This is a genomic window from Nonomuraea sp. KM90 (assembly GCF_052246675.1).
Classification (GTDB): Bacteria; Actinomycetota; Actinomycetes; order Streptosporangiales; family Streptosporangiaceae; genus Nonomuraea.
Window position 1 is genome coordinate 1 of the sequence record NZ_JBQQCB010000023.1, and the last position, 11,806, is coordinate 11,806.

Below are 11,806 nucleotides of genomic sequence, written 5' to 3' on the forward strand. Positions count from 1 at the left end.
GCCCTGAACATCATCTGGACCCTGGGCAGCGTCGCCGCCGTCGTCACCGGAGCCGCGGAGTTCACCACGATCGGCGCCATCTGGGCCATCGCCCAGGCCCTGGTGGTGGCCGGCTTCGCCGAGCTGCAGATCACCGGCCTGCGCAAGAGCCGCGTCAAGTAACCCGCCGAACCACGTACCGAGAAGGAAACCACCGTGAACCTCATCGACCGTTACGTCGCCTGCTGGAACCAGACCGACCCCGAGGCCCGCGCCAAGGCCGTGGCCGAGCTGTGGACCGAGGACGCCACCTACACCGACCCCCTCGCGGACGTCGCCGGCCACGCCGGGATCGCCGCCGTGATCGAGGGCGCGCAGGGCATGTTCCCCGGCCTGGTCTTCGCCCCCGGCGAGGTGTACGACGCCCACCACCACACCGCCCGCTTCACCTGGCACCTGGGCCCGGCGGGCGGGGAGCCGGTCGCGGTCGGGTTCGACGTGGTGGAGCTGGCCGAGGACGGCAGGATCCGCAAGGCCCTCGGCTTCCTGGACAAGGTCCCGTCCTGACCTTCCCGCAGGCGGCCCCCGGAACGGATTCCGGGGGCCGCTTTCGTGCGCGGGAAATGATTTGCCCCAGACACTACGTCTGTCGGACAATTTCCACTCGTGCTGCCTGGAGTGAGACGCCTTCTTCGTCACCTTTCGCTGGACCTGAGCCCGCTGCGCGATTCGCGCGACTACCGGTTGCTCTTCGGGTCCGGGGTCATCACCATGTTCGGCACGATGATCTCCATGGTCGCGGTGCCGTACCAGATGAAGGAGCTGACGAACTCCTACCTGGCGGTCGGCCTGGTGAGCCTGGCGGAGTTCGTGCCGATGGTGGTGTGCGGGCTGTGGGGCGGCACCATCGCGGACGCGCTCGACCGCCGTAAGATCATCTTTCTGAGCGAGGTGGGCCTCCTGGTGACCTCCGCGGCCCTGATGATCAACGCGATGCTGCCCGAGCCGCAGATCTGGGTCCTGTACGTGATGGGCGCCCTCGCCACCGGCATGGGCTCCCTGCAACGGCCGAGCCTGGAGGCGGCGATCCAGCAGGTCGTCAAGCACGAGCAGCAGAGCGCCGCCGCGGTGCTGTCGAGCCTGCGCTGGAACTTCGGCGCCATCGTGGCCCCGGCCCTGGGCGGCCTCATGCTGACGGCGTGGGGCACGGCGTCCGCGTACGCCCTGGACACGCTGACCTTCGTGCTGTCGCTCGCGCTGCTGTGGCGGGTCAGGTCGATCCCGCCCGCCGCGGACGCCGCGCCCGCGTCGCTCAGCTCGCTGGTCGAGGGCGTGCGGTACGCGGTGGGGCGCCGCGACCTGATGGGCACGTACCTGGTGGACATCGCCGCGATGGTGTTCGCCATGGCGACGGCGCTGTATCCCTTCCTGGCCGACGAGCTGCGGGCGCCGGAGGCGCTCGGGCTGCTCTATTCGGCCGCCGCGGTCGGCGCCCTGATCGCCTCCGTCACCGGCCGCTGGACGGCGCGGGTGCAGCGCCAGGGCCTCGGCGTGATCATCGCGGCCGCGCTCTGGGGCGTGGCGGTGGCCCTGACCGCCCTGGCCCCGAACGTCTGGCTGGTCTTCGTCTGCATCGCGCTCGCGGGCGCCGCCGACATGGTCAGCGGCATCTTCCGCATGACGATGTGGAACCAGACGATCCCGCCGGAGCTGCGCGGCCGCCTGGCCGGCATCGAGCTCCTCTCCTACGCCAGCGGCCCCATGCTGGGCAACGCCCGGGCCGGCCTCATGGCCGACGTCGGCGGCACCCGCTTCTCGCTCGGCGCGGGCGGCCTGCTGTGCGTGGGCGCCGTCCTCGCGCTGGCCGCCGCCCTGCCGAAGTTCCGCCGGTACGACGCCAGGACCAGCGAGCACGCCCTGGCCGAGAAGGCCCGCCGGGAGGTGGCGGCCGAGGCCACCACCTGATCACCGCCGGTTCTCGGCCTCGGCGAACGCCGTGAGCGCGTCGGCGTCGGAATAGACGCTGGTCACGTATTCATCCACCCAGCCCTCGATCCCCTCGAACCCGCTCTCGGCGACCAGCCGCTCCCCCACCTCACGGGCATCGAGCGGGGTGCACCGCAACGTCACCGCCCCGCTCTCCCCATCCAGCAACGCCCACTGCGCCCCATACCGCCCATAAGGCATCCCCACGGACCCGGGATTCACCACCAGCACCCGGTCGGCCAGCCGCACGAACGGCATGTGCGTGTTCCCCACCACCACGGTGTCGGCACTCTCCCCCGCCAGCACCTCACCCCACCGCTCCAGCGAGCTGTCGACGAGGATCATCTCCTCGTCGCTGCGCGGCGTGGCATGCACGAACAACGTCTCGCCCAGCCGCCCCAGCTCCAGCACCTGCCGCTCCGGCAGCCCCGCCAGCAGCGCGACCTGATCCTCCCGCAACCGCCCGGCGGCCCACTGGGACGACGGATAGGGACTCGCCTTCCCTCCGGCCACCTCCACCAGCTCCCGATCGGCGTTCCCGCTCAACCACAGAGCCCGCTCCCCCAGCGAGACCAGCAGGTCGAGCGTCTCCACCGGCATGGGCCCCGGCGAACCCCTCACCCACCCTCCCGCCACCCGTCATACCGCTCCACCAGCTCATCCACCTTCCCCAGGGCCCCTTCGTCCAGCCCCTCCACGACCACCAGCCACTGAGCGTCCTCGGCATCGTCCTCCCCGGCCAGCGTCTCCCGCACCACCCGCGGCACCCCCAGACCCGGAAACCACTCCCCCAACGTCTCAGCGACCTCCTCGGCGTCATCCCTCTCACCGAAAACCAGCAGCAGCGCCATAGAAGCCCTTCTTTCTTCCCTACCGTGTCTTGATGTTTACCGAGTGTGAGCACAATAGATTGGTAGCGTTTAGCCATGACAGCCGAAGCGGTGATCGTTAGCATGACGCCTTCCTCGCTCCCCGACTGGGTCTTTCCGCCACCGGAGGGCTTCGTAGCAGAAGATCTCGATCACATTCCGGATTTGCCTGCGCACACAGAGTTGATTGATGGAAGCTTGGTCTTCGTGAGCCCCCAGCGACGCTTCCATTCAACGGTCATCCACCGGCTGCGCATCGCATTGGAAGAATTGACGCCCGAAGATCACGAAGTGCTCGGGAACATGACGGTCAAGCTGGGTCCACAGCAGCGCTCAGAGCCCGACCTCATCGTGGTGGGCCCCAACGCACCTGCGGGCCCCGAGGTCACCTGCTTCGATGCCGCGGACGTCGTGCTCGCCGTCGAGGTGGTCTCAAGGGCATCCGAGCTGCGAGACAGGGAGCGGAAGCCTGTCATCAACGCCGAGGCGGGAATCCCGCACTTCTGGCGCATCGAAGAGGTCAACGCCCAGCCCGCCGTCTTCGTCTACGAACTCGACCGGGCCACGAAGTCCTACGGCAGGACCGGCATCCATCATGACCGGCTGAAGCTCACGGTCCCGTTCGACATCGACATCGACCTCACCACGCTCTACAAGAGCCGCACCCGCTAGAAGGGGCCGGCACGGCATCCGCCGCACCGGCCCCCGGAAGACCCGTCAGCCGCGGAGCTGAGCCCCCACCCGATCGGCCGCCATCGCCACAGCCGCGTCCCGGGCCGCCGTGGTCTCCTCGACCGTCAGCGTACGATCCGCCGCCCGGAACCGCATCGAGTAGGCGAGCGACTTGTTCCCCTCGCCCACCTGCTCCCCGGCGTACACGTCGAACAGCCGGATCGACTCCAGCAGCTCCCCGGCCCCGTCGCGCAGCGCCGCCTCCACGTCGGCCACCGGCGTGAAGTCGGGCACGATCAGCGCGACGTCCTGCGTGGCCACCGGGTAGGCGGACACCGCCGGCGTCTCGACCGGCCCCGGCATCACCGCTTCCAGCCGCGACAGCTCCAGCTCCATCGCCGACGTGCGGGCCGGCAGCCCGTACGCCTCGATCGCCCGCGGATGCAGCTCCCCGGCGTGCCCCACCAGCGTGTCGCCCACGTAGAGGGCCGCGCACCGGCCGGGGTGCCAGGGCTCGTGCTGGTCGGCGCTGATGGACAGCTCCACCCCCGCCTCGGCCGCCACCAGCCGGGCGGCCTGCACCGCGTCGGCCCACGAGGCCGCGCGCCCGCCGCCCCACCAGCCGGACCGCTCGAACTCCCCGGCCAGCACCACCGCGACCCGCAGCGGCTGGTCGGGCAGCGCCGCCTCGATCGAGGCCAGCTCCTCGGCGGTCGGTCGCCGCTCTACCCCGAGCACCGGCGCCACCCCGGGCGCGTCCTCGCGCGGCCGGTAGACCGGGCCCGTCTCGAACAGCGCCACGTCCGTGAAGCCGCGCCCGACGTTGCGCACCAGGGTCTTGAGCAGCCCCGGCAGCAGCGTCGTGCGCATCAGCGGCTCGTCCTCGGACAGCGGGTTGGCCAGCCGCATGGCGTGGCGCCGCGCGTCCTCGGCGGGCAGCTGCAGCCGGTCGAAGTCGTCCGCGCTGATGAACGGGTAGCTGAGCACCTCGACGTGGCCGCCCTCGGCCAGCGCCCGGCCGACCCGGCGGCGCAGCCGCTGCGCCTCGGTGAGCCCCGCGCCGGCGGGGGCGGAGGGCAGCACCGACGGCAGGCTCTCGTAGCCCTCCAGCCGGATGACCTCCTCCGCCAGGTCGTTGGGGTCGGTGAGGTCGGGCCGCCAGGACGGCGGCGTCACCGTGATCATGTCGTCGCCGGTGACGGCCAGCCTGGCCGCCAGCGCGCCGCCGGTCACGACCCCGGTCGGGGCCACGCCGCCCTTGCGCACGGCCGGGTCGTCGCCGTCGGTCACGACGCAGCCGACCTGCTCCAGCCGCGCGACCACGGTGTCCTTGGAGTAGGCCACGCCGGCCACCCGGCCCGGGTGGCCCGCCGGGATCGCGATGCGCGCGGGCGACACCTCGACCTCGGCGTGGGTGACCCCGGGCTGCACGGTCGCGCCGCCCAGCTCGGCCAGCAGCTGCACCGCCCGCCACGAGGCGACGAGCGGCAGCTCCCGGTCCACGCCCCGCTCGAACCGCTTGGACGCCTCGGACACGAGCCCGTGCCGGCGCGACTCGCGCGAGATGCCGGTCGCGGAGAAGTGGGCGGCCTCGATGACGATGTCGGTCGAGCCGTCGGAGATCTCGGTCTCCAGGCCGCCCATCGTGCCGGCCATCGAGATCGGCCCCGACTGGTCGGTGATGAGGATGTCGTCGGGATCGAGCTCGCGCACCACGTGGTCGAGCGTCTCCAGGCGCTCGCCGGCCGCGGCCCGGCGTACGACGATCTCGCCGGTCAGCTTGGCCCGGTCGAACGCGTGCAGCGGCTGCCCGAGCTCCAGCATCAGGTAGTTGGTGATGTCCACGGCCAGGGACACGGGACGCATGCCGGCCCGGGCGAGGCGTACGCGCATCCACAGCGGGCTCTCGGCGGCCGGGTCGAAACCGCGTACCTCACGCAGCACGAAGCGGTCGCACGCCGTCGGGTCGGCGATGGAGGCCGGCCACGACGGGCCGGTCTCGGCGGGGAGCTCGACGTCGGCGGGGTCGCGGAAGTCCACCCCGAACGCCGTCGCCGCCTCGCGCGCCACGCCCCTGATCGACAGCGCGTAGCCGATGTCGGGCGTGATCTCCAGCTCGATCACGTCGTCGCGCAGGCCGAGCAGCTCGACCACGTCGGTGCCGATGGGCGTGCCGGCGGGCAGCACCATGATGCCGTTGTGGTCGTCGCCCAGCCCGAGCTCCCGCTCGGAGCAGATCATGCCCTCGGACATGCGCCCGTACGTCTTGCGCGCCCCGACCTCGAACCCGCCCGGCAGCACGCCCCCGGGCAGCACGACCGGCACCCGGTCACCGGCGGCGAAGTTCGTGGCGCCGCAGACGATCTCGCGCGGCGTCGCCTCCCCCACCTCGACCCTGCAGTGCCGGATCGGCTTCTTGAAGCCGGTCAGCTCCTCGATCTCGAGCACCTCGCCGACGACGACGTTCTTGACGTCGTGGCCGTGCGAGGTGATCGACTCGAGCTTCAGCCCGGCCGCGGTCAGCTTGTCGGCCACCTCGTGGGCGGTCACCGCCGGGAGATCGACATACTCCCGCAGCCAGGAAAGCGGGACCCTCATCAGATCTCCATTCCGAACGGGAGCGTGAAGCGCACGTCTCCCTCGACCATGTCACGCATGTCCTCGGCGTTGTGACGGAACATCAGCGTCCGCTCGATGCCCATCCCGAACGCGAACCCGGAGTAGCGCGAGGGGTCCACGCCGCACGCGACGAGCACGCGCGGGTTGACCATGCCGCAGCCGCCCCACTCGATCCAGCCCTCCGACTTGCAGGTGCGGCAGGGCGGGTTGCCGGGGATCGCCGAGGCGCCGCGGCAGACGAAGCACTTGAGGTCCATCTCGGCGGACGGCTCGGTGAACGGGAAGTAGTTGGGCCGGAACCGGGTCGTGATGCCCTTGCCGAACATCACCTCCGCGAACCGGTCGAGCGTGCCCTTGAGGTGGGCCATCGTCAGGCCCTCGTCCACGGCCAGGCCCTCGGTCTGGTGGAAGACCGGGGTATGGGTGGCGTCGAGCTCGTCGGTGCGGAACGTCTTGCCCGGCGAGATCACGTAGACCGGCAGCTCGCGCTGGAGCAGCGCGCGGATCTGCACCGGCGAGGTCTGGGTCCGCAGCACCATCCCGGAGTTCGTCGAGTCCACGAAGAACGTGTCGTGGTCGGAGCGGGCCGGGTGGTCCTTGGCGATGTTGAGCGCGTCGAAGTTGAACCACTCGCCTTCGAGCTCGGGCCCCTCCGCCACCTCGTAGCCCATCGCGACGAACGCGTCGGCGATGCGCTCCTGCAGCGTGGTGAGCGGGTGGCGGGCGCCGCGCGGCCGCCGGTCCCAGGGCAGGGTGACGTCGACGGCCTCCTCGACGAGCACCCGGGCGTCGCGCTCGGCCTCCAGCTCGGCCTGGCGGGCGGCCAGCGCCTCGTTGATCGCCTTGCGGGCGCCGCCGATGCGCTTGCCGGCCTCGGCGCGGGCGGCCGGGGGCAGGGCGCCGATCTCGCGGTTGGCCAGGGCGATGGGCGAGCGGTCACCCGCGTGCGCCAGCCTGGCCTGCTTGAGTGCGTCGAGGTCGGCGGCCGCCTTGATCGCCTCAATGGCGGCGGCCTCCATGCGGGACACCTCGTCGGCATGCAACGGTGTCACCTCGACGGGGTCGTAGTCAGACAAGAGTGAGCTCCGTATCCAGGGCTTGAGCGGAAAGAGTCTAGTGGGCCCCGCCCACCGGGCCCGAATTCCGCCTCAGACGGCGGCGAAGTCGGGCGTGCCGGTGGGCACGGTAAATCGGAACTCCGCCCCGCCTTCGGGCGCCCGCTGCACGGTGATCGTGCCACCGTGCGCCTCGACCAGACCCTTGACGATGAACAGGCCGAGCCCGGTGCCGCCGCGGCGGCGGCTGTTGCCGCCCCGCCAGAACTGCCTGAAGACGCGCGGAGCCAGCTCGGGCTCGATGCCCTCGCCCTCGTCGCGCACCGACACGGCAACTCCCCATCCGACGGACTCGATCTCGATTGTCACGGTTCCGCGCCCGTGACGCACCGCGTTTTCCACCAGGTTACCCAGGATCTGGTCGATCTTGTCCTGGTCAAGCCACATTTCCGGCAGATGGTCGCCCACGATGAGGCGGTAGCGGTCATCGGTGTCGCCGGCCGCCACCCGGCCCGCGATGAGCCGGCGCGCCCTGGCCGGCAGGTCGACCACCTGGCGGCGCACCTCCAGCCGGCCGGACTCGATGCGCGAGACGTCGAGCAGCTCGGTGATGAGCCGGGTCACGCGGTCGGCGTCGTTGTTGACGGTCTCGAGCATGACGCGCTTCTGCTCGTCGGTGAAGCGGGTCCACTTGGCCAGCAGCGTCGCGGTGAACCCTTTGACGCTGGTCAGCGGCGAGCGCAGCTCGTGGGCCACGGTGGAGACCAGGTCGGCGCGGCTGCGCTCCAGCCGGGCGCGGGCGCCGCCGTCGCGCAGGGTGATCGCGACGCGCTCGACCTCGCCGCCGCGCTCCGGCTCGCGTACGAGCCTGGCCGTGACGTAGAGCTCCTGGCCTCCCGGCAGGTGCAGCGGCCGCTCGGGAACCCGGCTCCTGGACCGCAGCCCGCCCTCGGGGTCGAGCGCCTTCCACCAGTCGCGCCCGTCGTGGTCGCGGAAGGGGAACACGTCATTCATGTGCCTGCCGACCGCGCGCTCCATCGCGACTCCGGTGAGCCGCGCGGCGGCCCGGTTGACGGCCGTCACACACCCATATCGGTCAGCCACGATAAGGCCGTCAGGAAGGTCGTCGATGGCTATCGTGCACGCGGCGGCCACTACTCGCCCGTCGGTGTCTGCGCCGTGCACGACCTCGCCTCCTCCGCCTACAACGCCGACAATAGCGGGTTTCCAGCCGCCTAGGACACTCGCTGCGCCCTGGCCGAGGAGTAAAGGCATACCGCCGCGGCGGTGGCCAGGTTCAGACTTTCAGCCTGTCCGTAGATGGGTACTCTGACCACATCATCCGCCTCAGCGAGTATCTCCTCCGGCAGTCCCCAGGCCTCGTTGCCGAAGATCCACGCGGTGGGTCCCGAGAGATCCACATCGTCGAGCGTGTGCTTGCCCGCGCCGTCGGCCGCCAGCACGCGCAGGCCCCGCTCCTTTAGTTGACGCACGGCGGCGCCGACCGGTGCACCGATGGTGACGGGCAAGTGGAACAGGCTGCCGGCGCTGGCGCGTACGCACTTGCCGTTGTACGGGTCCACGGAGGCGTCGGTGAAGACCACGGAGTCGGCGCCGGCGGCGTCGGCCGCCCGCATGACGGTCCCGGCGTTGCCCGGATCGCGCACGTGCGCCAGCACCGCGACCAGGCGCGGCGCACCGGCCAGCGCCTTCTCCAGCGGCACGTGCACGAGCCCGCAGACGGCCACCAGCCCCTGCGGGGTCACGGTCTGCGACAGCTCCGACATGACCTCACCGCTGGCGCGGTGCACGGGGATGCCCTTGAGCGCGGCGTCGCTGATGAGCTCGGGGTGACGCAGCTCGGCCTCCGCCGTGCTGAACAGCTCCAGCGTCACGCCGTCGAGCTTGAGCGCCTCGCGTACCGCCTGCGGCCCCTCGGCCAGGAACTTGCGGTCCTGGTCCCGGAAGGCCCGCTTGGTGAGCCGCCTGGCGGCCTTCACCCGCGGCGACCTCACGTTGGTCAGCTCGGACCCGCCCATCGTCGTCTTCCCCCACTCGTACGAACAGCAAAGGGCCCACCGTCATCGGTGGGCCCTGCAAATCAATCGCTTCAGCTCGCGGCCGGAGCGTTCACGTTGGCCGGGAGCGCCTTCCTGGCGGCCTCGACGAGCGTGGCGAAGGTCTGGCTGTCGTTGACCGCGAGGTCAGCGAGGATCTTGCGGTCAACCTCGATGTTGGCAAGACGCAGGCCCTGGATCAAACGGTTGTAGGTGATGCCGTTCTGCCGGGCGGCAGCGTTGATGCGCTGAATCCACAGACGACGGAAAGCGCCCTTGCGGTCCTTGCGGTCCCGGTAGGCGTACGTCATCGAGTGGAGCATCTGCTCCTTGGCCTTGCGGTAAAGACGCGACCGCTGACCACGGTAACCGCTCGCCCTTTCGAGGACGACCTTGCGCTTCTTCTTGGCGTTGAGCGCCCGCTTCACGCGTGCCATGTTTCTTCTCCCCGGGGGTTCGCGCTACTTGGCGAGCAGCTTCTTGATCTTCTTAGAGTCGGCGTCGGAAAGGACGACCTCGTTCTTGAGACGGCGCGTCAGCGTGGACGACTTCCACTCGTTGTAGTGCGCGCGGTTGGCACGGCGACGCTTGATCTTGCCGGTGCCGGTGACCCGGAACCGCTTCTTCGCACCGCTGTGCGTCTTCATCTTCGGCATGGCGCCGTCTCTCCTCGTTTCGGTCGTGCCACTGGCCGGGCCGGTGCTGGCCGGCCCGGTAGCGGCGTCTTCGTCTGCCGGTGGCTGCTGGGGTGCTGTAAGGCTAACCCCAACTGCGGGTCACGCTTCCGGTGGGGAAGGCTCCTCGCCGCCACGCTGCGCCTTGGCAGCGGCCTTTTCGGCCTTTGCCTCGGCCTTCTTCTTGTGCGGACCGATCACCATGATCATGTTACGGCCGTCCTGCTTGGCGTGGGACTCCACGAAGCCGAGCTCCTGGACGTCGTCCGCCAGCCGCTGCAGCAGCCGGAAGCCGAGCTCCGGCCGGGACTGCTCGCGTCCGCGGAACATGATCGTGACTTTGACCTTGTCCCCCGCCTTGAGGAACCGCACCACGTGACCCTTCTTGGTCTCGTAGTCGTGCGGGTCGATCTTCGGCCGGAGCTTGATCTCCTTGATGATCGTGTGCGCCTGATTCTTGCGCGCCTCGCGCGCCTTCATCGCGGACTCGTACTTGAACTTTCCGTAGTCCATGAGCTTGCACACGGGCGGTCGAGCCGTGGCCGCGACCTCAACAAGGTCGAGGTCGGCCTCCTGGGCGAGCTTGAGCGCGTCGTGAATGGACACGATGCCTACCTGCTCGCCGTTCGGGCCCACGAGGCGAACCTCGGGAACTCGGATACGCTCGTTGATGCGGGGCTCAGTGCTGATGGGGCCTCCTAGGTTTGCGATCCCTACGTGCTCGTCGTGCCGGGAGCCTTCCGCCGAGACGCGAAAAGCCCCGCACGTCGCGCATGCGGGGCCACTGAGCTCTTTGGCTTCGTGGCCTCGAGCTCCCCGGAGTAGTCCGGCGTGATCCTGGACCCGGCCACCTTTCGGTGACTCAGGTGGGAGGGAGACCTCCGCTTGCGCGTCCAGCAAGGCATGCCGGACCGATCAGAAAGCTACATTACCACAACGCCGGGACATCCTCGAATCTTCCCGCCAGGCCCCACGCTCGGCCCGCGTCAGGCCCGGCGTCAGGCCCGGCGTGAGGACGCTCAACCCGTTCGGCTGACCGATCGCCTGAGGATCTCGGCCTCCCCTGCTGCCCGCATGGCCTCCACCGGCACCTTCTTGACGCCGGTCATCAGCCGCACCTGCCGCACCGCCTGGTGCAGCAGCATCTCGAACCCCCCGACCACGGTGCCGCCCGCCGCGCGTACGGCCGTCGCCGCCCTGGTCGGCCAGGGCGAGTAGACCACGTCGAAGAGCGCGGGCACCCGCGCCAACCGGTCCGCGAACACGTCGGCCGCCCCGCCCGGCAGCGTGGACACCACCAGGTCCACCCCCGTGAGGGCGTCGAGCTTGTCGAACGTCTCCACCGCCAGGGCCACCCCCAGCCGCTCGGCCACCTCGGCCGTCTCCCCCGCCCGCGCGGGATCGCGCACCAGCAGCGTGGCCGAGAACAGGCCCAGGTTGCGCAGCGCCGCCAGCGTGGAGGCCGCCGTGGCCCCGCCGCCCAGCACGGTCGCCGATCGCGGCGCGGGCACGCCGGCCTCGGCCAGCGCCTGCTCGATGCCGTAGACGTCGGTGTTGTCGCCGTGTCGCCGCCCGTCGCGGAACACCACGGTGTTGGCCCCACCGACCTCGACGGCCGTCTCGGAGACGGTGTCGAGCAGGGGCAGCACGGCCCGCTTGAGCGGCATCGTCAGCGAGAGCCCCGCCCACGCGTCCGCATCGGCGCCGGCCTGCCCGCGCACGGGCGTCAGCTCGGTCAGCAGCCCCGGCAGGCGCGCCTCGTCGCACTCGAACGCCTCGTAGCTCCACCCGCCGAGCCCCATCGCGTGGTAGGCGGCCCTGTGCAGGTAGGGCGAGAGCGAATGGCCGATGGGAGACCCCATCACCGCAGCCCGCATCCCCACTCCTTCCGAACA

Annotated in this window: 13 protein-coding genes; 3 read left to right on the forward strand and 10 right to left on the reverse strand. The window is 70.5% G+C overall.

Features of this window, described 5'->3' with window-relative positions:
* The first annotated feature begins 195 nt into the window (after positions 1-195).
* Together ACTWPW_RS23880 and ACTWPW_RS23885 are read left to right on the forward strand one after the other, a co-directional pair.
* Entirely contained in the window at positions 196-546 is a 351-nt protein-coding gene (locus ACTWPW_RS23880; protein ID WP_364116593.1) for a nuclear transport factor 2 family protein, read from the forward strand.
* A gap of 111 nt (positions 547-657) precedes the next feature.
* Positions 658-1,944 (forward strand): MFS transporter, encoded by a 1,287-nt coding sequence (locus ACTWPW_RS23885; RefSeq protein WP_375110150.1) that lies wholly within the window; start codon positions 658-660, stop codon positions 1,942-1,944.
* Here the strand turns inward: ACTWPW_RS23885 and ACTWPW_RS23890 are convergent, their stop codons facing one another.
* Both ACTWPW_RS23890 and ACTWPW_RS23895 read right to left on the reverse strand, forming a co-directional pair.
* Positions 1,945-2,586: a metallophosphoesterase family protein gene (locus tag ACTWPW_RS23890; RefSeq protein WP_443169950.1), complete on the reverse strand. Its 642-nt coding sequence runs from the start codon at positions 2,584-2,586 to the stop codon at positions 1,945-1,947.
* On the reverse strand, positions 2,583-2,816 hold the full coding sequence (locus ACTWPW_RS23895; protein ID WP_364116587.1) for a hypothetical protein: 234 nt from the start codon (positions 2,814-2,816) through the stop codon (positions 2,583-2,585). The genes ACTWPW_RS23890 and ACTWPW_RS23895 overlap by 4 nt, the downstream gene beginning before the upstream one ends.
* A gap of 75 nt (positions 2,817-2,891) precedes the next feature.
* Here ACTWPW_RS23895 and ACTWPW_RS23900 point away from each other — a divergent pair, with 75 nt between their 5' ends.
* A complete protein-coding gene (locus ACTWPW_RS23900; RefSeq protein WP_375110148.1) occupies positions 2,892-3,506 on the forward strand; it encodes a Uma2 family endonuclease in 615 nt (204 codons plus the stop codon).
* Between the two features lie 45 nt (positions 3,507-3,551).
* Here ACTWPW_RS23900 and ACTWPW_RS23905 read toward each other — a convergent pair whose 3' ends face one another.
* The 8 genes from ACTWPW_RS23905 to ACTWPW_RS23940 all read right to left on the reverse strand — a co-directional run bounded on the left by ACTWPW_RS23905 (position 3,552) and on the right by ACTWPW_RS23940 (position 11,788).
* Positions 3,552-6,104 carry a phenylalanine--tRNA ligase subunit beta gene (locus tag ACTWPW_RS23905; RefSeq protein ID WP_443169951.1) on the reverse strand — a complete coding sequence of 851 codons (2,553 nt, stop codon included), beginning with the start codon at positions 6,102-6,104 and terminating at the stop codon, positions 3,552-3,554.
* Positions 6,104-7,144, reverse strand: coding sequence for a phenylalanine--tRNA ligase subunit alpha (pheS, locus tag ACTWPW_RS23910; protein WP_375110222.1), 1,041 nt, complete (start codon positions 7,142-7,144; stop codon positions 6,104-6,106). Before pheS ends, ACTWPW_RS23905 begins: the two co-directional genes overlap by 1 nt.
* Before the next feature lie 129 nt (positions 7,145-7,273).
* Positions 7,274-8,365, reverse strand: a complete 1,092-nt coding sequence (locus tag ACTWPW_RS23915; RefSeq protein ID WP_443169952.1) for an ATP-binding protein — start codon at positions 8,363-8,365, stop codon at positions 7,274-7,276.
* A 50-nt stretch (positions 8,366-8,415) separates the two neighbouring features.
* The gene (locus ACTWPW_RS23920) at positions 8,416-9,219 is read right to left on the reverse strand and encodes a TrmH family RNA methyltransferase (protein WP_375110146.1); all 804 of its coding nucleotides are present in this window, start codon (positions 9,217-9,219) and stop codon (positions 8,416-8,418) included.
* 71 nt (positions 9,220-9,290) lie between these two features.
* A complete protein-coding gene (gene rplT, locus ACTWPW_RS23925; protein WP_364116579.1) occupies positions 9,291-9,674 on the reverse strand; it encodes a 50S ribosomal protein L20 in 384 nt (127 codons plus the stop codon).
* Positions 9,675-9,698: 24 nt separating this feature from the next.
* Positions 9,699-9,893: a 50S ribosomal protein L35 gene (rpmI, locus tag ACTWPW_RS23930; RefSeq protein WP_090761693.1), complete on the reverse strand. Its 195-nt coding sequence runs from the start codon at positions 9,891-9,893 to the stop codon at positions 9,699-9,701.
* Between the two features lie 120 nt (positions 9,894-10,013).
* Positions 10,014-10,622, reverse strand: coding sequence for a translation initiation factor IF-3 (gene infC, locus ACTWPW_RS23935; protein WP_443169998.1), 609 nt, complete (start codon positions 10,620-10,622; stop codon positions 10,014-10,016).
* A 308-nt stretch (positions 10,623-10,930) separates the two neighbouring features.
* Complete coding sequence (locus tag ACTWPW_RS23940) at positions 10,931-11,788, reverse strand: shikimate dehydrogenase (RefSeq protein ID WP_443169953.1); 858 nt, start codon at positions 11,786-11,788, stop codon at positions 10,931-10,933.
* Positions 11,789-11,806 lie beyond the last annotated feature (18 nt).